Source organism: Peribacillus faecalis, assembly GCF_014712675.1.
GTDB lineage: Bacteria > Bacillota > Bacilli > Bacillales > DSM-1321 > Bacillus_AD > Bacillus_AD faecalis.
In genome coordinates this window covers 96,600-120,349 of record NZ_JACXSI010000023.1, presented here as the reverse complement: position 1 = coordinate 120,349, position 23,750 = coordinate 96,600, and the positions used below count along the sequence as shown (strand labels likewise).

The following is a 23,750-nucleotide window of genomic DNA, read 5'->3' as shown; positions in this document are numbered from 1 at the left end:
AATAGTTTACAGGGTGATGAAGGTGAAAATCGCAAATATATTGACCGGCAGCCGGATCATTTTATCTTTCTGTTTGCTGTTGTTCAAACCGCTTACGCCTATGTTTTTATTCGTGTATATTTGTTGCGGTCTGACCGATGTGCTTGATGGTTTTGTTGCAAGGAAACTGAAGGTGGTAAGCAAATTTGGGGCCCATCTAGATAGTATTGCTGATGCCTGTTTCTTAATGACCGTAATTGTGCACCTTGTACCAATTATTAAACTGCCGATGAAGCTTATTGTTTGGATTATGTTGATAGCGCTTGTTCGTTTATTATCAATTTTTATAGCTTTTGGTAAGTTTCATACTTTTATGCTTTTGCATACATACGCCAATAAATGTACAGGATTACTTCTGTTTTTTGTTCCGCTGTTTCTTATTACCATAGATATTGAGTTGATAACGCTCATAGTTTGTACAGTGGCAACTTTTTCAGCAACTGAAGAATTAATCATTAATTTGCTTTCTAAAGAATGGAACGCGGATATTCGCGGACTAGCTGATCTCTTTTGAAACATTTGTTGCTAGGAAAGGATATTTTTAAACAAATAATTAAAAAAGGCCTTTATTTATTAAAATCGGGGCCTTTCTCGTGGTAAAATTTAGTATAAAAAGTAAGGGGTTTGGGAGAATGACAATTCAGAAGGTGTCGATTATCGGCATGGGAGCATTAGGTATTTTATTCGGAAACCATCTATCAAAGAAAATGCCGAAAGAGAATTTAAGAATTATAGCAGACAGTGAGCGTATCTCACGTTATAAAACCGATAAATTGTATTGCAATGGAGAACAATGCGAGTTTCATTATGTATCTCCGGAAGAAGATTGTATGGCAGCGGACTTATTGATTTTCGCGGTGAAATTTAATGGTTTGGAAGATGCGATTAAGGCTGCTCAGAAGCATGTCGGAGAACAGACGATTATTCTTTCATTGTTAAACGGTATCACAAGCGAGCAAATCATCGGTGAACGCTTCGGTATCGAAAAGGTTCTGTATTGTGTTGCTCAAGGAATGGATGCAGTGAAAACAGGAAACCAACTGACTTATGACAATATGGGAATGATCTGTTTCGGTGATCGGTTACCTGGGACAATCTCTCCGAAAGCAGAAGCAGTTTCTCAATTTTTCGACCGAATGGAACTGCCCTATGAGCTGGATATTAATATGGAAAAAAGACAATGGGGAAAATTCATGCTTAATGTAGGAGTCAATCAAACAGTGGCAGTTTACAAAAGCAATTATGGCGGTGTGCAAAAAGCAGGAGAGATGCGTGAGAAGATGATTGCAGCGATGAGAGAGGTCATTGCCTTATCGAAAAAAGCGGGTGCCGATCTGTCAGAAGAGGATTTGCAATATTGGCTGAAGGTGCTTGGCACTTTAGGTCCGGATAAAAAACCTTCCATGGCGCAGGACGTAGAAGCACATCGTTATAGTGAGGTTGAATTATTTGCCGGAACAGTTACTTCGCTCGGAAAGCGGTATGAAGTGCCGACACCTGTCAATCAAGAATTGTACGAGTGGATTAAGGAAATAGAATCAAAATATGAATAAAAAATTCAGTTTGGTCATTCGTTGAAGAGGAGCAATAAATAAATACAATGGGAAAGAGTTGTTAAAAACAGCTCTTTTTTTACTGGGAAAATCAATAGTGGAAGTTGGGCAAATGTTATACTTATCATAAAGCAGGCTCCAACCAAAGTATTTTTGCGAAAGGACGGATACGGTGTTTGAAAATTTTTTTGATACAAGCGAAACGATTGCAAATGGATTAGGGTTCTACTTGTTCGGTAGTGTTCATTTGTTTTGGCTGTCGGTCATCACAATTTCATGCATCATTGCCGTCTTTTGCTCTCGGCGTATGCAATTAAATAGACGAAGGGAATTATTAAAAGGGATCGCGTTATTTTTATTGGTTAGCGAAGCTGTTAAAATCTTATTATTAATCACTATTGGCCGGTTTGAATGGGATTACTTGCCTTTGCATTTGTGCAGCGTGAATATCTTTATTATTGCAAGTCATGCTTTTAGGCCAACAAGGTTCAAAGCTGAGTTTTTATATGCCGTGTGCCTTCCGGGAGCGGCGGCAGCTATTATTTTCCCGGGCTGGCCGTCATTGCCCTTCGTCAATTTTCTTCACATACATAGCTTTGTCATTCATGGTCTGCTGCTTATGTACCCGCTATTATTGTTGGCCGGCGGTTTTAAACCGGATTACAGGCAATTGCCAAAGTGTTTGCTGCTCCTGGTTGTCATCAGTCCATTTCTATATGCTTTCAATAAAATCGCCGATACAAACTTTTGGTTTTTAAATCATCCGGGTACAGACAATCCGCTTGCTTTATTTGAAACTTGGCTCGGCAATCCGGGATATATTGCTGGATTTTTTATATTGCTCACAATTATATGGGGCATTCTTTATATTCCAGTCACAATCAAAGAGAAAATCAAACATACAAAAAAGGGTTTCTAATTTTTAGAGACCTCTTTTGTCTACAGGTAATTCCAATTTTCCAACTTCTATTTGCATGTATTGTTCAAAACAGAAATACTTATTTTAAGAACGACAAAGTAGTGTCTTCGTCCAAGGAGGTTTATTTTTGGCTATGAAAAGGTATCTGTTATTATTCGCCTTATTAGCGATACTTTTTGTAACTATTGCTTTCATTGCTTTTGATGAAGTGGAGGAAGCGGTTGAACCGTCTTTAGTGAATACACCTGGAATTTTTGCTCATCGCGGAGCTAATGATCGTTTCAATGAAAGTACTATAACGGCTTATCAAATTGCAGCAGAAGATGGTGTTGATGCATTGGAGATAGATTTGAGAATGACGAAGGATGGACATTTGGTTGTTATACATGATGAAACGATTGACCGTACCACAACAGGAACAGGCGAGGTTTTAGATTATACATTGGATGAATTGAAATCATTCCAAACGATTGCTGATATCGGTGATGAAATGACGGTCGAGGAAATTCCGACGCTAAAGGAATTACTTGATACATTTTTGGATACAGAACGGTACTATATTGAAACTAGACTCGTCAACGGAGAATTAAGAATGGAGGAGCCACTTATTAAGTTGCTTAAAGAGAGTGATTTGTTGTCGGAAGAGTTAGTGATGATTCAGTCGTTTTCTGAGAAAAGTTTGCAAAAGATACAGGAACTCGCTCCTGAGCTGAAGCTTGCATTTTTGTTTAGAAAAGGGGAGTTTAACCTGGAAAAGGCTATGTCGTCAGATTTTCCGATTATCGGTCTTGAATCATCGGAAGTGACAATGCGTGTAGTGAATGAATTGCACAGCGAGGGAAAGGAAGTACATGTGTTTTTTAATGATTTAGATACGCAGGCAGAAGAGCAGAGGCGAGTAAAATCCTTCAATGTTGATGGCTTCTTCACAGACGATATTTTATTTACAAAACAATTACTTAACGAAATGGAATGAGAATAAACTTTGAATGACTACCTCTGATGTGGCAGAGTGAAAAACGTTATGAAGCGAACGGAAATTCCCAAAACAAGCACGTAAACAAATGATGGATTTCATTGTCCGAAAACGGGTGCCATTTATCGTCAACGAAAAATGGACGTGGAACCAGTTTTTGGATTCTTGAAGGCTAATTTGCATTTCACTCATTTATCAGTTCGAGGAAACTCGAAGATTGATAACGAAATATGTTTGGCATTAATGGCCGTGAATTTATGAAAATTCGCGGCGAATAGCTAAGGGTTTAGAGTGAAAAACAAAAAAAGTGAAATGGTTTCAATCCATTTCACTTTTTTCACTATCTGAAGCTAGTTCTGTCTCAGCCTCTTTTTATTCTATAAACATTCAAATTAAAATTATGTGCTGTCCTTTCAAAAGTAGCTATTAATTGACCTACAGGTTTAATAAAAACGGTCAACTGCACTGCAGGAATAACTCACTCTCGCTCCCATAGAATTAATCATTTAACTTTCTGTATGTTATATAAGAGTGAATAAATCCAACAATACCTATGAGTAGGAGAAGGACTATAGCAAAATACATACTTTGTTCTGGAGCAACCATAACTGAAACAATTATTAAAAAGCCCGACAGAAATGCCCATTTACTTATAAAACGATTGGAAATTTTCCAAACTCTGTCATCTTCAATTGTCCATTTAGTACGGAGACCAAAGACTCTGTTTCTTTCAACTTTGGGTACTATATTGCTAATTATCATAGTCACTGCACCTAAAATAAAACCACACACCATTGTCATATTCAGATTAAAACCTAAACCAACTGTCAATATGGCTATGTGAATGGTCAACAGAGATAAAAGAACAGACGTAATTGTCATATTTTTCACTCGTCCACTTACATTCTTCTTTAAAGAGTCAATATCGAAAAGAAAAGAGATTAAGTAATAAATAGCCAACATAAACACAGGCATAAAAAACGCTCCAAATAGTTTCGAAGAAGTAAAATCTTGTTCATTTCCGGTCCAATGGATAGGTATCGTTGAACCTAACCTTGGGTAAATTATTACGCTAATCAAAAAAGCAATAGCAATTACAGACATATTTACAAACTGATTTCTCATAAGTGTCCCTCCTTAAAATTCAGGCTCACTAACCATTTCATAACGTCTTGAATTACAGTAGTATGAATTGTGTAATACACATACTGGCCTTTTTTTACTGATTTGACAAGTTCCGCATTTTTTAAAATAGTTAAATGATGTGAAATACTAGGCATACTTATGTTGAACTGTGTGTGAATTTCATTTACCGTAAGAGGATTTCCATTGCTTAACAAAGATAAAATTTCTCTGCGGGTACTATCATTTAAGGCTTTAAAGACATTATTCAAGATAGCCAACCCCTTGACTTAGTTATTTGCATAATTTTATATATATCTAATTAAATTAACTGATTATTCAGTGTTTTAACGAGTAAATTAATCTAGGAATTTTTTAGATATTTCTAAAGAAGGAAGTAAGCAAAAATCCGAGCTTCCCCAAAATTTATACCGATATTTCGCAAATAATGAATATAAAAAATCCCTTAAAGGTTTTGGTACAAAAATAAATAAATACAGAAGTGCGTAAAAACTTCCTAATGATTTTAATATATTGAGCACTGCGGATGATTTATCATAAACCTTTTTATTGTCAATCAGTATTAGACTTGATAAATCTGATTTTAGATTGTGTTGATTGAGAAGAGACTTCCCAATAACTCCTTGCAGACGAGCAAATTTAAACAAGTTTTTCGAATCCCTCTTAATGATAAAGTTTATGCTTTTATTACAAAAGTTACAGTCACCGTCAAAAAGAATTATTTTATTGTATGACATCAGAATAACCCCCCTTCAAAACTTTTGTTTTCTACAAATACATTATATCCAACGTTTGGAAAATATTGAAGTTCAAGTTTTTTTACAAGGAATTTGAATTTTTTTGTATAAAAATCGATATTTTTTTGTCAAATATTGTGTATTTTTGTAACTATTGACAAAGAAAACAAAAAATGTGGTAATAAGTTTAATTGCAGTGAAAACATTCTATAAAAATACAATCTAAAGTAGGTGAGCAAATATGAGATATAAACTTTCCATAACTTTTATAGGCACTGCATTTGCTTTTCTTATCTTCCTAGCTTCAACCGTAATTGCCGTATTACCTAAAGGGCCCATGTCTTTTTCAAAAGACACTGAGCAATTAATTTCAACAGTAATCTATCAAGGTTGGGGTTTTTTTAGTAAGAATCCACGAGAGCCTATGTTAAATGCGATCCCTCTAGATAACGAAGAAGAAATAACATGGCCTAACAATAGGGCTAAGAATTTCTTCGGACTGAAAAGGATAGGACGAAGTCAAGGAATAGAGCTTGGAGCACTCATAAGTGACATACCAAAGGAAAAGTTTCAAAAATGTAATGGAAATACTAAAGAATGTGCAGAAAATATAAAAACTGAAGATATTATAATCGTGGAAAATAAAAACCCCCGTCCGGAACTGTGTGGATTATGGGCAGTTTCATTCGAAGAACAAGTTCCTTGGTCATGGGGAGACGCTAAAGTAGAAATGCCTTCAGAGGTTGTAAAGGTGGAAGTAGTATGCTCGATAAACTAGAAAATAAACTCGAAAATTGGATTAGGTATGCAGATGTATGGACAAATGTTTACGGGGTAGCACGAAGCATTATTGCTTTTGCAACTGCCATGACCTTGTTATTTAATAAAGCAGATATATTTTTCCTTCCCAATTCAGACTCCCCAGAATTTCCAGTTTGTAGAGGTTTAGGCCAAATTAGCATATTTTGTTTGGTACCTAATGATTACTTTTACTTAGATATAGTTAGACTTTTTTGTGTAATCCTACTTCTTATTGTTGCCAGTGGTTGGAGACCAAGAATTACAGGAATAATCCATTGGTATGTGTCATTTAGTTTTGTACAATCTGCTATGGCCGTTGATGGCGGAGATAGTGTTGCGGCTACTATTACTCTTTTACTAATCCCAATAACTCTTACAGACCCTAGAAAATGGCATTGGGAAAAGGTTGAGGAATCTGATAGATACATAAAGAGAAAAGTTATTGCACTAGTTAGTTTAATAGCAATTAGAGTTCAGATTGCTATTTTATATTTTCATGCAACAGTTGCCAAATTAGAAGTTTTAGAATGGCAAAACGGAACTGCGGTTTGGTACTACATGCAGGACAAAATGTTAGGTCTAAACCCTGTTCTATTTGATATGTTCAATTGGTTCTTAGCTTCAAAACTTGTGGTAATACCAACTTGGGGAACTCTAATTTTGCAAACAATATTGTTTGCAGGAATCCTTGCACCAAAAGAGAAAAGAGGTACATTACTTATATTAGCAATTCTAATGCATGAGATTTTCGCAATCTTCTTAGGATTACTAACATTTTCACTTACAATGGTTGCAATTTTAATTTTATACTTTAGGCCAACTGAATTTGAATTCAAAAAGCCTGCAATTTTCAAAAAAAACAAAAAACAATTTTTAGATGGGAGGAAAATGAAAAGTGCTTAAAAGTAAATTTTTACCTATTTTACTGATTGCAATTTTAGTATTGAGTACTGGATTTAGTTCACCATTTGGGGTATCCGCAGCTAAGAAATCCAAATCAAAAGAATATACAGGGGAAGAATTGTTCTTGGCAGTAGTCATGGGACAAGGTCAGCTAGCAAAAGAAAAATACAAACATTTATGGACTAAAGACCAGTTTAAAACCAACAACTCGAAAGAAGCAGTAGCATTGGGACAAGATATTGTTTCAGAAATTAAAGATATGGAACCAGAATACTTTTCAGAATTACAGACAGCTGTCTACAATGCAAATTATGTAGAAACTAATAATATTCTAACAGATGGAGAAGATCTATTCATAAAAGCTTTAGAGAACATTGGAGATGACGTTGTAGTCACAAACAAAGGCCAAGTCGATCCAAATGCATCTCTTGCAGTAGTTTTTGCCGTTTATGCAGCAGTCGTATTCACTGTAGGAGCCGCAATTACTCATGCTGGAGCAGTGACTTTCTACTTAACCGCTGCTGCAGCTGGACCTGGATTAAAATCAATTGATTCCACGTCATATGAACAAGAAGAAGTCGTAAAAGAGATAGTTGACGCAACTTTAAACTGAAAATTAAAATTCAAATGAATAAACCAATCCCCCAAGTTGGTTTCCAATATAGACCATTAAGACCCTTTTAATTCTTAAAAAGGGTCTTAATGGTTTGTTATTAACCAACGTAATTAATGTTTAAGTCAATTATAACAGTAAAATTATCTAGTATATAAACTAAACCAGAAAAAAAGAAGCACTGTAGCAAGACAGTACTGCAAAAAAGAACCCTATAAAAAAGCTAGTCCAATTATATTTAAGGTTTAAGAGGACAACCAGTACGCACTATTAATTTTTTCTTTAATTTACGAATGTAACCTTCCGAAATTCCCAATAAATCGGCTAGTTTGTAATTGAAGATGTCGCTTCATAGCCTGTTCAAGTTCCTAAAGCTTGTCCACTGTCCGTTCTAGCTGCTGATTCTTATATTCCAGGTTGTTTAATCAATCCAATGAAACGGAAATAGACAAAAGGGCGGAAATTTTGCAGGAACTGTCCGGATCGATAGGAGAGGCTATATATATTGAACCGACATTTCTCTGTGATTACGGGTATAACATTCATGTGGGCAAGAACTTTTATGCAAATTTTGATTGTGTGTTCTTGGATGTTTGCGAAATCCGTATTGGTGGTAATTGTTTTGTTGCGCCAGGTGTGCACATTTATACTGCGACACATCCTTTGGAAGCACAGAAACGAATATCCGGAGCAGAATTCGGCACGCCGGTTACAATCGGAGACAATGTTTGGATAGGGGGAAGAGCGATAATCAATCCGGGAGTGAAAATCGGAAACAATGCCGTTATTGCATCAGGTGCGGTTGTAACGAAGGATGTACCAGATAATACGGTTGTCGGAGGAAATCTGGCAAAAGTGATAAAATTTTCGCAAGAAAAATAAGAGAGTCATTCAAAGCACACGCGTGAGGAGTGAATGGTATGGCTGTTATTGAAATTGAGAATTTAACTAAAGCGTATGGGAATGGGAAAGGCATCTTTGATGTTTCTTTTTCGGTAGAGAAGGAAGAAGTGTTTGGTTTTCTCGGTCCTAATGGCTCAGGTAAAACGACAACAATTCGTCATCTGATGGGATTTTCAAATCCTCAGAAAGGCCGAGCAATGATTAACGGTTTGGACTGCCGGAGAAGTGCTGCAAAAATACAGCAATCATTAGGCTACATACCTGGTGAAATGGCATTCATCGATAATATGACAGGTATGGCTTTCATTAAGTTTATGGCAGAATATAGAGGTTTGAGGGATTTATCAAAGGCCAGGAATTTAATAGAACGATTCGACCTGAATCCGAATGGGAAACTGAAGAAGATGTCGAAAGGGATGAAGCAAAAGGTGGGCATCGTCTGCGCCTTTATGCACGACCCTGAAGTGCTGATTCTCGATGAACCGACGAGCGGATTGGACCCGCTGATGCAAAATACATTTGTCGATTTGATTTTGGAGGAGAAGGCACTTGGGAAAACGATACTAATGTCATCGCACATTTTTGAGGAAGTGGAGCGCACATGCTCACGTATAGGAATTATAAAAGAAGGGCGCATCGTCACGGTCGATTCAATCGAAGAAATTAAGCAGACAAAAACAAAAAAATATACCATCACTTTGAAGGACGCGAAGTCAGCGGCGCTTTTTGCCAAAGAGACGCTTCATGTTGAAGCTATCGCAGACTGTGATGTGACCGTAACGATTAAAAACGATATGAAGCAGTTTATCGAGGTGATGAATAAATATCCGGTTACAAATATTCATGAGGTAAACCAGAGCCTTGAAGAAATCTTTTTGCACTATTATGGAGGTGAACGCCCGTGATTAGCCGCCCGCTTTATAAGCTGGGAATGAAGTCTGTTTACAAGCCGCTTCTCATTTTCATGGCGGTTTTCCTATTGTACATATCTACAATTGTGACTATGTTTGACCCCGATCTTGGCCAGGCATTGGATGAATTTTCACAAACGATGCCGGAACTGATGGCGATGTTCGGAATGACGGCCTCCGGAGCGACATTAATCAGCTTTTTGTCGACGTATTTGTACGGATTTATTATGCTTGTTTTTCCTTTTGTATTTACGATTATAGTGGCGAATAGCCTTGTTGTCCGACATGTTGACCGAGGTTCTATGGCCTATTTATTAGCTGCTTCGCAAACGAGGGTGAAAGTGATATTGACGCAGATGGTTGTTTACATTACGGCAGTATTTGCGCTGATTCTATTTGGTACCGTTCTTGGCATCGCCATGAGTGAGTGGATGTTTCCCGGTGAGTTGGATATAAAATCATTTATTATGCTCAATGTCGGTGTGCTCAGTTTACATTTTGCCATCGGAGGTTTTTGTTTTCTCGCTTCATGTATTACCAATGAAATGAGAAGCAGTTTATTCATTGGCGCCGGTTTCATTGTATTATCGTATTTGCTGCAAATGCTTGCCAATGTCGGAGATAAACTGGAAAACTTGAAATATATGACGTTTTTTACGTTATTTGATGCAGAAGGAATCATCGCAGGAGACAGCAATGCCTATATAATGATGGCAATCTTAGTTCTTGCCGGCATATTGCTGTATACTCTGGCTCTTTATGCGTTTAATAAAAGAGATTTACCGATATAAACAAAGAGATAAAGAAGATAATTTTGATGAATAGTAAATTTAATTGAGATGCAATAACACGTTGATTGGATTGGAGGGCGGCGACTCCTGTGTGCCAAAGCCTGCAAGGCGAGACACCGCAGGAGCAATAGCGACGAGGCGGCTTGGCGTCCGCCCACAGTGGGAATCAACTCTCTATTAAGGCTTTTTCGGCTGATATTGTTTTCTGACTAAAAACTGGGGTAAAGAAATGGTACTATAGAAAAGTTTGTTTTAATGTCAGAGGTGAGGTTGTATATGTCTATAAGTCAATTACATATCCAAAACCATGATGCAACTGAATCGGAAGGATCGTTGCACATATCAGAACTGGAAGCCAAAGATGTTTATACTTATTTGAAAACAAGCGAAAAGGGTTTATCGGAAGAAGAATCCACTATAAGGTTGAATCAATACGGCGAGAATACGGTGAAAACTAAACGTTCATTCTTACCTTGGAAGAGCTTTGCTAAAAACTTTGTGAACCTGATGGCCATTATGCTATGGGTTGCCAGCTTTCTGGCGCTCATTTCAGGAACACCAATCTTGAGCTATGTTATATGGGCCATCATTTTGATTAATGCTGTATTCTCTTTTGTTCAAGAAAGTAAAGCGGATAAAGCCATGCAAGCATTATCGAAAATGATTCCGAACAATGTAAAAGTGTTTCGGGAAGGAAATCTTTCGATAAGTATGGCAGAAAAGCTTGTGCCTGGTGACGTTGTTTCATTATCAGCAGGCGATAAAGTGCCGGCTGATATCCGTATTGTGGCTGCTGATGGCTTATCAGTGGATAATTCAATGCTGACAGGCGAGTCTGTTCCGGTAGATCGTGATGCTTTGGCGGTGCATGACCGCAATAGCAATCTTTTAGACAAGACTAATCTATTGTTTGCCGGAACGTCCATTTCCTCAGGGACAGGAAAGGGTGTTGTTTTTGCTACCGGGAAAGACTCACAAATTGGTAATTTAACAAAAACGACAACGGAAATTGTTAAAAGAAAAAGTACATTAGAAATCCAAATTCAACGGATTACGAAAATACTTGTGACAATTGCCATCATTGTCGGCATCCTGTCATTTTTGATTTCTCTTTTCTTAACCGAAGTGCATATCAGTGTCGCTTTAATCTTTGCAATCGGTATTATTGTGGCAAATATCCCTGAAGGTCTTATGCCGACAGTCAGCCTTTCGCTTGCTTTGAGTGCACAACGCATGGCACAGAAAAATGCACTGATCCGGAAGCAATCGGCTATTGAAACATTGAGCGCTACTTCCGTTATCTGTACCGATAAAACAGGGACGCTTACGCAAAATGCGATGTTTGCCAAGAAAATATGGACAGCGGACGGCATCGTAGATATTAGCGGCGAAGGCTACGGAATTGCCGGACAAGTAAAGGGCATTACAGACAGTAATCGAGATACATTGGAGAATTTATTCACGGCTGTTTCGGTTTGTTCGGATACGGAAATTCATGTATCGCAAGAAGACAACAGTAAGTGGAGAGTAATCGGAAACCCTACAGAAGCTGCTATTTTAATTGCTGCGAACAAATACGGCATCAATGCAAAAGAAAGAAAAGAACAATTTGAGGTTTTAGAGGAAATACCATTTAGCTCAGACATTAAACAAATGTCTGTTTTAGCTGTCAATAGAACACATCCTTTGATAGAAACCGGGCAAGTTATACAGTTTACAAAAGGTGATCCCCTTAAAATGATTGAGCTCTGCTCGTTCATTTATAAGGATGGCAAGCCTGTTGAAGCAACAGCAAAAATGAAGCAGCATATGAGAGAGTTTAATGACCAAATGGCAAATGAAGGCTATCGCTTGCTGGCCATTTCCTATGCTGATCGCAAAGAACAAAGAAAGGCTTCAACTCAAGGCTTAACATTACTTGGTTTAGCTGTTATGTATGACCCTCCGAAAGCAGGGGTCCAAGAAGCGATTCAAGATTGTTACCGTGCCGGTATTAAAGTTTCGGTTGTAACCGGTGACTACAGCTTAACAGCTGCTGCAATCGCAAGACAAATCGGCATCATAAAAGATAAATATGTCACAGTATCGGGTGAAGAAGTAGAGAAAATGAGCAGGGAAGAGCTTGCAGATAAGATCAATACAGATTTGCCGGTTATCTTTGCCCGGACGAAGCCAAAGCATAAATTAAAAATCGTTGAAACTTATCAAAGCTTAGGTCATGTAGTTGCTTCAACAGGTGACGGCATCAATGACGTATTGGCGCTTCGTAAAGCCGACATTGGGATTGCGATGGGTAAAAACGGCTCGGATGCTGCAATTGAATCATCGGATGTTGTCCTTTTAGACGATAATTTTGTCACGATTGTTGAGGCTGTCAAAGAAGGACGTGCAATCTATAAAAATATACAAAAATTCATTTCGTATATCCTGGCTTCCAATGTTCCTGAAGTCATTCCATTTTTGGCGATGGGCCTTTTAGATATTCCGTTGGCTTTGACTGTGTTGCTTATTTTGGCCATCGACCTTGGAACAGATTTAATTCCGGCGATTTCATTAGGTAAGGAACTTCCGGATGAAGATATATTGGATGAGCCGCCAAGGGAGCAAAACAGCAACATATTAAATCGAAAGGTATTGTTTCGTTCTTACAGTTTTCTAGGCATAATTGAAGCCTGCTTGCTATTTGCGATGTTTTTCTTCACTTGGCATCATTTTGGCTATACGCTTGGAGACATGAGAGCATTGTCTGCTTCTATTGAAAATGGGACAGCGGCAAGTGATGTCATGTATGTATACAGCTATGCGATTACACTTGGTTTTGGAGCGGTCATTGCCGCTCAAATCGGCAACGTGCTTGAATGCCGTTCCGACAGAATACCTGTCTATAAATCATTTAGAAAGAAAAACAATTTGATGATTGCCGGTGTCATCGCAGAGGTTGCATTGTTCTTACTGATTGCGTATGTACCGTTTTTCAATTTGTTGTTTGAAACGACAGCGATTAAATTGCAACACTTAGCATTACTGCTTGTGTGTCCGTTAATCCTCATTACTTTAGAAGAAATAAGAAAATGGATTGCCGGCAGAATGAGAATGTCCCAAAAGTGATTTCCGCTTTTGGGGCATTTTTTATGGTTAATTTAGCATATATACTATTATCAGTTTTCGGTTGATAATAAATTTGAAAGCGTTTTCTTTTTTAGGGCGAAGGAGGGAAAAAAGGTTGGAGAGAAACATGAATTCAGCAGCAATAATACAAACTGCTGTGACGAGCGCTGAGCCAAGGCACAAGGAATTATTCGGTTTTGGGATAGGAGGAATCGGCTTATACGGCGCTTGGACACTAGTCGGAACGTTTCTGGCTTTTTATTACACAGATTTAGTTGGGATTTCAGCAGCTGTGGTCGGAACGCTCATGCTCATTGTCCGCTTTATGGATGGGGTAGCGGATATAGGGATGGGAGTCGTTGTGGACCGAACGAATACAAAGCATGGCAAAGCGAGGCCATGGATCAGGTGGATGGCACTTCCATATGCTGTTTCTACTGTATTGCTCTTTACAGTTCCTGATTTGGGAACCTCAGGTAAAATCCTCTATATGTATGTCACCTTCATTGCCTTCAATTTAATCTTCACAGCTGTATCGATTCCTTATGTAACACTTCTTGGACGAATAACTCAAGATAGTTATAAAAGAAGTTTAGCGAATATATACCTTGGATTTTTCAACTTATTTGCTACACTTTTAGTCGTGACAGTAGCGACGCCGTTAGCGAATGCTTTCGGGTGGCTAAGTGTATCCGCTATTTTTGCCATACTGTCTTTCATTTCTTTATATACGACATTTCAATCAACAAAGGAAAGAATACCGGTTACAACCAGCAGTGAGAAAACGGTATTATTCAAAACAGGGCTTAAAGCGCTGTTTGTCAATAAATATTTGCTCATCATTACGATTGTGTGTGTGCTGTTCAATATGCTGACTACGCTCATTTTATCAGCAGGTGTTTACTATGCCTCTTATATTTTAAATAACGCTAATTTATATTCCATTATCGCCTTTAGTACCATTGCTCCGATGTTTCTCGGTTTTATTTTTCTTGCTCCTCTAGTGAAGAGGTTTGGGAAAAGGAATGTTTGTGCAGTCGGTTCAGTCGTTCTCATGATTGGACAGTTCATTAAAATTATGAACCCTGACTATTTAATATATTTTTTAATTGGGACAGTCCTTGCAGGGCTAGGGATTATGCCGCTTTTAAGCCTCTTAAAGGCAATGATTAACGATACGATTGAATACGGTGAGTGGAGGTCAGGGGTGCGAACTGAAGGGCTCATCAACAGTGGAGCAAGTTTTGGAATGAAGGTAGGCAATGGATTAGGTCTTGCTTTAATAGGTTGGTTGCTTGCTTTTGGAGGCTACATCGGTGGAATAAGTGAGCAAGTTGCTTTAGCAGATCGGATGATTATTTGGCTGAACGTTCATATTCCGATTATCATTGCGGTCATTCAAGTTATTGTCCTTTGGTTCTTTAAACTGGACAGTAAGTATCGGCAAATTGTGCAGGATTTGCGTGAACGGAAAAATTAATTAAAAATGGGAAGACCGCTGGCTCTGCTTGCTGCGGTCTTTTTTTTGTTCTTAAGAAGCTATATAAAAGGACCGGTGCCGGTTTTTCTTGAAGAATAAGAAAGTTTATATTTTTGAACTTAGATAACTGTCTAACCTTACACCTGCCATGCTCGGAGGCCTACAGGATGTAGGTCATATCGGTGTTGCCACAGGACGTGGCGCTTTTAGCCGATGTTCATTACTTGCTGCATCCCCCAAGAAACCAAAGGCGGGTTTCTCGTGTGATTCATCTTAGTCCTCCCGCATGGCTCCTTTTTCATCGAGGTGAATCTAAGTAGCTTATTCATGATGAAAAAGGACCGGTGCCGGTTTTTCTCGTTTACTTGTTTTGTCTTGTTTCAGAAGGATAATATTATAATATGTCATAAAATTGAGGGGCTGCTTCTTTATGAGAAAATATACGTCATTTGTTTTCTTTTTGCTCGGATATTCTATCGTTACCTTTTATATTGGCTGGAACGGTTGGGTTTGGTTGCAATCCTTCACATCACTTGAGGCGGCTTGGCTTTATAGTTGTCTTGTTGCTGTTTTGGCTTATACATATTTTCTTGGGCAGCGCTTTCCGACAGTTTTGGCCTTTCGAATAATCGGGGCCTATTGGTTTGGTTTTATGCAATACAGTCTTATGCTCCTGCCGATAAGTAATTTGGCTGTATGGCTGCTCGGATTCACATCGTTTAATAAAAGTGCAATGATATTTATTGAGCTTATATAACCGTTCTCATTTTTGGGTCTTATAATGCTTATCGTCCGTCTATCAGCTATTACAACTTGCGGATTCCGAAAAAAACAAACCGAAAAACTTTAAAAATCGCGATGGCTTCTGATATGCATTTTGGAGGTTTATCTGGCAAAAAGCATTTGAAGAACCTTGTTCAGATGGTGAATGAAATCAAACCTGATATAGTGCTGATGCCGGGAGATATCGTTGATGATGATTCGGTATTTTATAAGAAGAAGAATATGCACGAGGAAATGAAAAAGCTAAAAGCGCCAATCGGGGTTTATGACGTTATCGGAAATCATGAAGTATACGGATATGGCAATGATATATATGAGTTTGTAGAAGAGATGAAACAAAGCGGTATAGATATTTTAATGGACGAAGTAATTAAAATAGAAGATTGCTTTTACTTGGTCGGTAGAAAAGATAAAACAGTTCGCAGACGGAAAAATTTTAATGATTTGCTGGAAAGCCTTGATAAAAATATACCGATTATCGCAATGGACCATCAGCCTACTGATTTGCAGGCTGCCGCAGACAGCGGAGTTGATTTATTAGTATGCGGCCATACGCATAGAGGACAGATGGCACCGAACCATCTTGTTACAAGAAGAATGTATGAATTGGATTGGGGCTATAAACAAAAAGGCGCTATGCATACAATTGTATCTTCCGGTTTCGGATTTTGGGGGCCGCCGTTACGGCTTGGAAGTCGATCAGAAATTGTTGAGATCGAAGTGACTTTTGACGCTTAAAATAGGTGTATGTAACTATTTCCAGTATAAACTGAACATCGTGGTTTTTCATTCAGGCAAAAATTTGATAAACTAGTGTTCGGACTTTATATAATAAGATGTGCCTTCAAATTATAAGAATGGCAATTAAAAGATTGATTTGCAGAAGCTGAACGCTTCTTTTAAATAGGAGGATAAAGGTTAATGAATGTGGAAGTGAAGGATGAATTTAGGCTGGAAAGTATTTTAGATTCTTTAAAAGTTGATCAGCTGAAAAATATTCGCCGCAATTTAGATTTAAAAAATATGAGCTCTTTAAGAAAAAAAGAATTGGTTGTTGCGCTTGCGGAGAAGATTCCGCAATCTGTTGAGGATAGAGCAAAGCTTCTTGATGTTGACCAATATTCTGCAATTTTACGCTTAATGTCAAAAAGCGGCGTTGTGGAAATGGGAGCATTGGATCTTGAAGATATTTTCTATTTAAGCAGTATCGGCTATACGCACCCTGCTAAAGTAGAAGAACAGGAAGTCCTTGTTATGCCTCAAGAGATTATGAAGGAATTCTATCAACTGGATGCGATGCAAATGAAAGCTCTAGTGAACAGAAACCAAAAAATCACGAACTTGTTGTTTGCTGCAATGAAGTATTATGGTGTTGTCAGCATTCATGATGCAAAAGTGATGTTCGAGAAATATATTGGTGAAGAACTGGATAGTGAATGGTTCAAACAATATATTATGCATTTGGAGAACTACTACGGTTCATTCCGCGTAAGTAAGGATTATATCATCAATGAATTGGTTGTTGACGAAGCACAATTGCTTGCGAAGCAAAATGAAAAAGAAGGATTAGGCTATTACCCGATTCCTCAAGGCGAAATGTTCAGAATGCAGCGCGGAGAAATGTGGGAACGCACGTCTCAAATGGCAGATTTAATGAAAGTCATGGAGAAATATTATGATATGCCGGAAGAGCAAATGGTTGATATTATCAATCAATGCATTTTATTGGCTCAACAAGAAGAGTCTTTGAATACAATCGTTGCTTTTGTTGGCGAACATGTACAATTCTCTAAACAAAAAGAAGCGATGCAATTTGTCAATAAATTGGTTGACCTTTTGAATAACAGCCGTCTATGGGTTCTGAAAGGTTTCACTGCGACCGAACTTTCTCCGGCAGAGGAAAAGTCTGTTCAACAAGAGAAAATTGGAAGAAACGAACCTTGCCGTTGCGGCAGCGGGAAAAAATTCAAAAAATGCTGCGGAAAATAATAATAAAGAGAGTAACCGGTAAAGACCCCGTTCTTTATCGGTTTTTTTCGTTATTTACAAAAGGGTTTTATGCGTTGCTTGTAAAATTATAGTAATGATAAAGCATATGAAGGAGGGAACCTGGTGCAAAGGGAAGTGAAGAAAACTAATCGTCTCCTGAATGATGAGGGTGAGCTGAATGAATGCGGATTTGCCAGAGAAATGCTGCTTGAATATAATCGGCGTCATATAAAAGCTAACCCTTTCCGAATCAAAGAATGGGATTATTATTTGATTGCCAATAAAGACTTTGCTGTTGCACTGACGATTGCAGACAATTCCTATATGGGATTGATAAGCGTATCATTATTGGATTTCCGGCAGCCATGGTATAAAACAACCAGCGTAATCAAGCCGTTTACTTTCGGCAAATTTAAGCTTCCCGGTACTTCGAAGCATGGAGATGTTATTTATCAAGATCAAAGACTGCAGATGGAATTTTTGAATAATGGCGTATCAAGAAAATTGTTTTGTTACATGAAAGATTTCAATAATGGTAAATCAATAGAATGCGAGTTCCTTCTTCACGATGAACCGAAGGAGTCGATTGTCATAGCAACTCCTTTTGCTGAGGACAGCAAGGCGTTTTATTATAATCAGAAGATTAATTGTATAAAGGTGCATGGAGTGGCCAAATATGACAGAAAGGAGTACCGCTTTAATCCAAGTTCATCATTTGCTGTTCTGGACTGGGGACGGGGTGTATGGACATACAAGAATACATGGTATTGGGGTTCCGCCTCAGGACTTGTCGATAATGTGCCGTTTGGATTTAATATTGGCTATGGATTTGGCGATACATCAGCTGCCACTGAAAATGTTCTCTTCTATGATGGCATCGCTCATAAACTGGAAGAGGTTAAATTCCATATTCCAAAAGACGGAGAAAAATATGATTATATGAAACCTTGGAAATTTACATCAAGCGACAATAGATTCAAGATGAGCTTCCGGCCAATATTAGATCGTCAAGATTATACATCGCTCTGGCTGATTTCAAGCGATCAGCATCAAGTTTTTGGCTTTTTTTCCGGCCAAGCGATTTTAGATGACGGCACGGTCATCGAGGTGAAGGACTTTTTTGGTTTTGCGGAACGGGTGTCTAACAAATGGTGAAAACCAAATGTGAAAACACCCTGGTTAGCACCGTATGGACTGGAGGCCACCGACTGAGATAAAGGAAACAGAAGAACGCTATGTCCGCATATCTTCGTCGCTGTGACTCTCATCGTGAGAGCCCCACCCAAGAAACCCGCCTTTGGTTTCTTGGGGGAGGCAGGAGGGGTACATCGGCTAAAAGCGCCACGTCCGCATGTCTTCGCCGATATGACCAACTTCCTGTTGGCCTCCGAGCATGGCAGGTATAAGGTTAGACGGAAAATATACTTATCTATTAAAAAAGACCGACTCTGCAAAGAGTCAGCCTTTGATAAAGCAATTAAATTAGACCTTGTACAATCATAGCATCGGCAACCTTGATAAATCCGGCAATGTTTGCGCCTACTAGTAGGTTACCAGGATGACCGTACTCTTCAGCTGCTTGCATGCTGTTGCGATAAATATCTTCCATGATCTTATGAAGCTTTTCATCAACTTCTTCAAATGTCCAAGATAGTCGCATGCTGTTTTGTGACATTTCCAGTGCAGACACTGCTACACCACCTGCATTTGCTGCTTTTGCAGGTCCAAATAGAACGTCATTGTTTAAGAAAACTTCTATTGCTTCAAGCGTAGAAGGCATATTTGCACCTTCACCGATTGCTTTAACACCGTTTTCTACAAGCATTTGAGCGGATAAATGGTCAATTTCGTTTTGTGTCGCACAAGGAAGGGCGATATCACAAGGAATTGACCAAATCTTCTCGCAGCCCTCTGTGTATTGAGCGCTAGGATGTTCTTTCACATACTCTGAAATACGTTTGCGTTCTACTTCTTTAATTCTTTTTACTGTTTCTAAATTAATGCCGTTCGGATCGTAGATATAGCCGTTTGAATCGCTGCAGGCTACTACTGTTGCTCCAAGCTGATATGCCTTTTCGATTGCATAAATCGAAACATTCCCTGAACCGGAAACGACTACTGTGCTTTTATTAAAGCTAAGCCCTTTTTCTTTTAGCATTTCTTCAACGAAATAGACAGCGCCATAACCAGTTGCTTCTGTTCTTGTTAAACTTCCGCCATACCCTAAGCCTTTACCTGTTAATACACCTGCATCAAAACTGCCACGAATACGCTTGTATTGGCCAAACATATAGCCGATTTCACGTGCACCAACACCGATATCTCCAGCTGGTACGTCTGTATCAGGTCCGATATATTTGCACAGCTCAGTCATGAAGCTTTGAGTGAAACGCATAATTTCACCGTCTGATTTGCCTTTTGGATCAAAGTCTGATCCGCCTTTTCCGCCACCGATTGGTTGACCTGTAAGTGAGTTTTTAAAGATTTGTTCGAAGCCAAGAAATTTGATGATACTTGCGTTAACTGAAGGATGAAAACGGATACCGCCTTTGTATGGACCGATGTTACTGTTGAATTGAACGCGGTAGCCGCGGTTTACTTGGATGTTTCCTTGATCGTCTACCCAAGGAACTCTGAAGCTGATAATTCTTTCTGGTTCTGATATTCTTTCAAGAATATTATGTTGAATATATTTAGGGTGTTTTGCGAAAACCGGCACTAATGAATCGAAAATTTCTTTCACTGCTTGAAGAAATTCTGGTTCATGAGGGTTTCTTTTTTGCACGCTCTCATATACTTTACTAACATATTGTTCTGCTTGAAGTGTTAAATCCTCTGTGATTTCTTGAAGTTGTGTAGTCATTTTCTAATCATTCTCCCTTTGTCCTATATTAATACAAGAAGCCCATCCCGATAATTAAGCTTTCGTACTGTACTCATATAAAGTATTTTATATTCATTTTGAAAAATAGACAACTAAAAAGTTGAATTTTTATTCTTTTCTGAAATTAATAAAACTCATTTTGCTTAGTAAGAGGCTAGGGTTTCTGGAATTTAGTTTGTTTAAATATTAATTTTATTTTATAAATATACATTTTAGAATATTGTAAATATACAATAAATAATATTTTGCGCAGATAGTTTGTATAGAGATGCATGTAAGGGTTTTCTTAGTTGGTAGTTTCAAAGGAACATAATGGGGGTAAAATTTATATGTTTTGGTTTTGAAGAATTTATCTTTTTAATTGTTTTCATCAACACTTACATATAGTAAAATTTTGTTAAAGATGTAGTAAATTGAAGGTGAAGTTATGGGCTGTTTAGGTAACATCATTTGGTTTTTATTCGGAGGCTTCGTAAATGCCCTTGGATGGTTTATCATCGGTTTATTATGGTGCATTTCAATTATCGGAATCCCTGTAGGTCTGCAATGCTTTAAAATGGCTCAGCTTCAGCTGGCGCCGTTCGGCAGAGAAGTAGTGACAGTAGACAATGGAGCAGGCAATTTCCTGTTGAACATACTATGGTTAGTGTTTGGCGGGGTGGCGCTTGCTATTTCAAATGTAATCTGTGCATTTCTATTTGCTGTTACAATTATCGGGATTCCTTTTGCAATCCAATTCATGAAAATGGCAAAACTATCGCTTATGCCATTCGGCAAAGAGATCGTTTGATAGACAGCAAGTAAACAAACAAGAGCCACATAATCGTATTTAGGTCGATGTGTGGCTCTAGTTATTTAGTCTGCTGGTTATCTTTGGGCTGGCTGATTTATTTTTTTGAAACAAACTGCAGTATGTCACCGTATTAAAGATATCGCTTAAGAGTAGCATGTATTTTGTTAGTCGGAATGTTTTATTGAGAAAAGGAGGAGTAGATTTGGCACTTATATTGGATAACGTGACAAAACGTTATGGAAGCTTTACAGCAGTCGATCATATTAATTTTACAATACCGGAGAAAGAAATATTTGGTTTCTTAGGTGCAAATGGGGCCGGGAAGACAACAACTTTCCGAATGATTCTTGGTCTGATAGACGCTTCAGAGGGGAGTATTACGTGGAACGGCAAGCCGATTGATTACTCGGTCAGTCCGATGATCGGCTATTTGCCAGAAGAACGCGGCCTTTATCCCAAATTGAAAGTTAGCGAGCAAATCGTTTATTTGGCTAAACTTCGCGATATGCCAAAGGCGGAGACATTGAAGGAGCTCGATTATTGGTTGGAGCGATTTAAAGTACCAGACTACAAGAATAAGAGAGTAGAAGAACTATCAAAAGGGAATCAGCAAAAAATTCAATTCATCGCATCTATAATACATAAACCAAAGTTGTTGATTATGGATGAGCCATTTAGCGGCCTTGACCCAGTCAATGTCGAGTTATTGAAGGAAGCTGTTTTTGATCTGAAAAATAGCGGCACAACAATTATTTTCTCGAGTCACCGGATGGAGCATGCCGAGGAGCTATGTGAAAATCTTTGCATTATGCATAAAGGCAAACCGGCTGTTCAAGGCAGTCTAAAGGACGTAAAACGTTCATTTGGCAAGAAAAATCTAGTCATACACAGTGATTTGAGTATGAATTATCTAGCTGATTTCGCTGGTGTTCATAAGCTACGTAAAACGTCTGAAGGTGTGAGACTGCAAGTAGAAGATGAGGCAGTAGCTGAAAATATTCAAAGGGATCTATTCTCGAAGGGTTTTATCCGAAAGTTTGAACTGGAAGAACCGACGCTGCATGATATTTTTGTGGAGAAAGTAGGTGGCGCAGTTGAATAAGTTTTGGATTGTCGTAATGCATACGTATTCTTCAAAAATTAAAGCAAAATCATTTATTATATCAACACTTATTACACTGGCAATTGTGCTGGCTTTAACGAATATGTCTAAAATTATCGATATGTTTGAAAGTGGCGAAGTAGATACAATCGGGGTGGTTGATGAAAGCGGCCAATATTATGATGCCTTTGATGCGCAAATAAAGGCAGCCGATTCGGAATTGAAAGTTGAACAGATTGATAGCAAGTCAGAAGGAAATAAGTTGGTAAACAACGGCGACCTTGTCGGGTATATAGTAGTAACAAGCGATGATCAAGGCTTACCGGAAGGAGTCTATCATGCTAATTCAATCTCAGATGAAACAATAAATGGTCAATTATCGCAAGCCCTAACAAATGTCAAAAATATCATCGTAACTCAGCAATTGAATATTTCGAATGAGCAGATGATTTCTCTTTATGAACCGGCTGTTTTTGAAAAAGAAGCGATTTCTGAAAATGCCAAAACAACGGAAGAATTGAATCAGGCTCGCGGACTTGTCTATATCCTTTTGATTGTCATCTATATCGGTGTTTTAGCTTATGCTGGCATGATTGCGACAGAAGTAGCAGGTGAAAAAACATCAAGGGTAATGGAAATTTTGATTTCCAGTGTTTCTCCTGTTCAGCAGATGTTCGGAAAAATACTGGGCGTTGCACTGGTAAGTTTAACGCAGATGCTTTTGCTTTTAGGCGTAGGCTACTTTTCTGTAAAGCAGAATCAGGATGATATGAACGGCGGTTTTTTTACAGTATTCGGCTTTGAAGGCACATCTGTATCGGTCATTATTTATGCGGTTGTATTTACTTTGTTAGGTTACTTCTTATATGCGACATTGGCGGCATTTTTAGGTTCATTAGTGAGCCGTGTCGAAGATGTGCAATCGATGATTACACCGATGACAATGCTTGTATTAGTCGGCTTCTTCCTGGCAATGTACGGCTTAAGCAATCCGGAGGCGGGAATTGTGAAAGTTACATCCTTCATTCCGTTCTTTAGCCCGATGTTGATGTTTTTGCGAATTGGTATGTTGGAAGTACCAACCTGGGAGATAGCAGTCAGCCTTGCTTTATTAGTAGGGACAATTGCAGCTCTTGCAGTATTTGGAGCAAAAGTTTACCGCGGCGGTGTACTGATGTACGGTAAAACTTCATCTTTCAAAAATATTAAGGAAGCTCTTAATTTAACGAAAAAAGCATAAATAATAAGATAGATGATCTCTGTTTGTGAAAGAGATCATCTATTTTATTTTATGAAGAAAATTACAGCCATGATTGTACTCT

The 23,750-nt window shown here is 38.3% G+C and carries 20 protein-coding genes and 3 pseudogenes; 19 read left to right on the top strand and 4 right to left on the bottom strand.

Annotated features, from left to right (window positions below):
- Positions 1 to 22 precede the first annotated feature (22 nt).
- The 5 genes and pseudogenes from IEO70_RS10620 to IEO70_RS20505 form a co-directional block, all read left to right on the top strand.
- A complete protein-coding gene (locus IEO70_RS10620) occupies positions 23 to 553 on the top strand; it encodes a CDP-alcohol phosphatidyltransferase family protein (RefSeq protein WP_190998348.1) in 531 nt (176 codons plus the stop codon).
- A gap of 118 nt (positions 554 to 671) precedes the next feature.
- Positions 672 to 1,592: a ketopantoate reductase family protein gene (locus IEO70_RS10615; protein WP_190998347.1), complete on the top strand. Its 921-nt coding sequence runs from the start codon at positions 672 to 674 to the stop codon at positions 1,590 to 1,592.
- Positions 1,593 to 1,764: 172 nt separating this feature from the next.
- Positions 1,765 to 2,511 (top strand): YwaF family protein, encoded by a 747-nt coding sequence (locus IEO70_RS10610; protein ID WP_190998346.1) that lies wholly within the window; start codon positions 1,765 to 1,767, stop codon positions 2,509 to 2,511.
- Positions 2,512 to 2,644: 133 nt separating this feature from the next.
- Positions 2,645 to 3,487, top strand: a complete 843-nt coding sequence (locus IEO70_RS10605; protein ID WP_235973580.1) for a glycerophosphodiester phosphodiesterase — start codon at positions 2,645 to 2,647, stop codon at positions 3,485 to 3,487.
- Between the two features lie 105 nt (positions 3,488 to 3,592).
- Positions 3,593 to 3,870 (top strand): annotated as a pseudogene (locus tag IEO70_RS20505) (transposase); the annotation flags it as partial.
- 115 nt (positions 3,871 to 3,985) lie between these two features.
- On the opposite strand, the gene IEO70_RS10595 reads toward IEO70_RS20505, so the two are convergent.
- The 3 genes from IEO70_RS10595 to IEO70_RS10585 all read right to left on the bottom strand — a co-directional run bounded on the left by IEO70_RS10595 (position 3,986) and on the right by IEO70_RS10585 (position 5,367).
- Positions 3,986 to 4,612 carry an SdpI family protein gene (locus IEO70_RS10595; protein WP_190998344.1) on the bottom strand — a complete coding sequence of 209 codons (627 nt, stop codon included), beginning with the start codon at positions 4,610 to 4,612 and terminating at the stop codon, positions 3,986 to 3,988.
- On the bottom strand, positions 4,609 to 4,881 hold the full coding sequence (locus IEO70_RS10590) for an autorepressor SdpR family transcription factor (RefSeq protein ID WP_190998343.1): 273 nt from the start codon (positions 4,879 to 4,881) through the stop codon (positions 4,609 to 4,611). The genes IEO70_RS10595 and IEO70_RS10590 overlap by 4 nt, the downstream gene beginning before the upstream one ends.
- Positions 4,882 to 4,968: 87 nt before the next feature.
- Positions 4,969 to 5,367 (bottom strand): thiol-disulfide oxidoreductase DCC family protein, encoded by a 399-nt coding sequence (locus IEO70_RS10585; protein ID WP_190998342.1) that lies wholly within the window; start codon positions 5,365 to 5,367, stop codon positions 4,969 to 4,971.
- Positions 5,368 to 5,608: 241 nt separating this feature from the next.
- Between IEO70_RS10585 and IEO70_RS10580 the strand changes: the two genes are divergently transcribed.
- The 11 genes and pseudogenes from IEO70_RS10580 (at position 5,609) to IEO70_RS10530 (ending at position 18,804) form a co-directional block, all read left to right on the top strand.
- The gene (locus tag IEO70_RS10580) at positions 5,609 to 6,145 is read left to right on the top strand and encodes an SdpA family antimicrobial peptide system protein (RefSeq protein WP_190998341.1); all 537 of its coding nucleotides are present in this window, start codon (positions 5,609 to 5,611) and stop codon (positions 6,143 to 6,145) included.
- Positions 6,130 to 7,071, top strand: a complete 942-nt coding sequence (locus IEO70_RS10575) for a sporulation-delaying protein SdpB family protein (protein WP_190998340.1) — start codon at positions 6,130 to 6,132, stop codon at positions 7,069 to 7,071. Before IEO70_RS10580 ends, IEO70_RS10575 begins: the two co-directional genes overlap by 16 nt.
- On the top strand, positions 7,064 to 7,684 hold the full coding sequence (locus IEO70_RS10570) for a sporulation delaying protein family toxin (protein ID WP_190998339.1): 621 nt from the start codon (positions 7,064 to 7,066) through the stop codon (positions 7,682 to 7,684). Before IEO70_RS10575 ends, IEO70_RS10570 begins: the two co-directional genes overlap by 8 nt.
- A gap of 411 nt (positions 7,685 to 8,095) precedes the next feature.
- Positions 8,096 to 8,566, top strand: a pseudogene (locus IEO70_RS10565) (sugar O-acetyltransferase); the annotation flags it as partial.
- A gap of 38 nt (positions 8,567 to 8,604) precedes the next feature.
- Positions 8,605 to 9,492, top strand: a complete 888-nt coding sequence (locus IEO70_RS10560) for an ABC transporter ATP-binding protein (RefSeq protein WP_190998337.1) — start codon at positions 8,605 to 8,607, stop codon at positions 9,490 to 9,492.
- Positions 9,489 to 10,289 carry an ABC transporter permease subunit gene (locus IEO70_RS10555; protein WP_190998336.1) on the top strand — a complete coding sequence of 267 codons (801 nt, stop codon included), beginning with the start codon at positions 9,489 to 9,491 and terminating at the stop codon, positions 10,287 to 10,289. The genes IEO70_RS10560 and IEO70_RS10555 overlap by 4 nt, the downstream gene beginning before the upstream one ends.
- A gap of 276 nt (positions 10,290 to 10,565) precedes the next feature.
- Positions 10,566 to 13,397: a cation-translocating P-type ATPase gene (locus IEO70_RS10550; RefSeq protein WP_190998335.1), complete on the top strand. Its 2,832-nt coding sequence runs from the start codon at positions 10,566 to 10,568 to the stop codon at positions 13,395 to 13,397.
- Positions 13,398 to 13,512: 115 nt separating this feature from the next.
- The gene (locus IEO70_RS10545; protein WP_235973568.1) at positions 13,513 to 14,877 is read left to right on the top strand and encodes a glycoside-pentoside-hexuronide (GPH):cation symporter; all 1,365 of its coding nucleotides are present in this window, start codon (positions 13,513 to 13,515) and stop codon (positions 14,875 to 14,877) included.
- A gap of 430 nt (positions 14,878 to 15,307) precedes the next feature.
- Positions 15,308 to 16,398: pseudogene (locus IEO70_RS10540) on the top strand (metallophosphoesterase).
- Between the two features lie 183 nt (positions 16,399 to 16,581).
- Positions 16,582 to 17,649: an SEC-C metal-binding domain-containing protein gene (locus tag IEO70_RS20365; protein ID WP_328820912.1), complete on the top strand. Its 1,068-nt coding sequence runs from the start codon at positions 16,582 to 16,584 to the stop codon at positions 17,647 to 17,649.
- Between the two features lie 123 nt (positions 17,650 to 17,772).
- The gene (locus IEO70_RS10530) at positions 17,773 to 18,804 is read left to right on the top strand and encodes a DUF2804 domain-containing protein (protein WP_328820911.1); all 1,032 of its coding nucleotides are present in this window, start codon (positions 17,773 to 17,775) and stop codon (positions 18,802 to 18,804) included.
- A 322-nt stretch (positions 18,805 to 19,126) separates the two neighbouring features.
- On the opposite strand, the gene gdhA is transcribed toward IEO70_RS10530, so the two are convergent.
- Positions 19,127 to 20,512 (bottom strand): NADP-specific glutamate dehydrogenase, encoded by a 1,386-nt coding sequence (gene gdhA, locus IEO70_RS10525; RefSeq protein WP_190998334.1) that lies wholly within the window; start codon positions 20,510 to 20,512, stop codon positions 19,127 to 19,129.
- Positions 20,513 to 20,960: 448 nt separating this feature from the next.
- Here gdhA and IEO70_RS10520 point away from each other — a divergent pair, with 448 nt between their 5' ends.
- The 3 genes from IEO70_RS10520 to IEO70_RS10510 all read left to right on the top strand — a co-directional run bounded on the left by IEO70_RS10520 (position 20,961) and on the right by IEO70_RS10510 (position 23,668).
- Positions 20,961 to 21,323 carry a YccF domain-containing protein gene (locus IEO70_RS10520; RefSeq protein ID WP_190998333.1) on the top strand — a complete coding sequence of 121 codons (363 nt, stop codon included), beginning with the start codon at positions 20,961 to 20,963 and terminating at the stop codon, positions 21,321 to 21,323.
- Positions 21,324 to 21,528: 205 nt separating this feature from the next.
- Positions 21,529 to 22,428: an ABC transporter ATP-binding protein gene (locus IEO70_RS10515; RefSeq protein ID WP_190998332.1), complete on the top strand. Its 900-nt coding sequence runs from the start codon at positions 21,529 to 21,531 to the stop codon at positions 22,426 to 22,428.
- Positions 22,421 to 23,668 carry an ABC transporter permease gene (locus tag IEO70_RS10510; RefSeq protein WP_190998331.1) on the top strand — a complete coding sequence of 416 codons (1,248 nt, stop codon included), beginning with the start codon at positions 22,421 to 22,423 and terminating at the stop codon, positions 23,666 to 23,668. The genes IEO70_RS10515 and IEO70_RS10510 overlap by 8 nt, the downstream gene beginning before the upstream one ends.
- Positions 23,669 to 23,750: the final 82 nt, after the last annotated feature.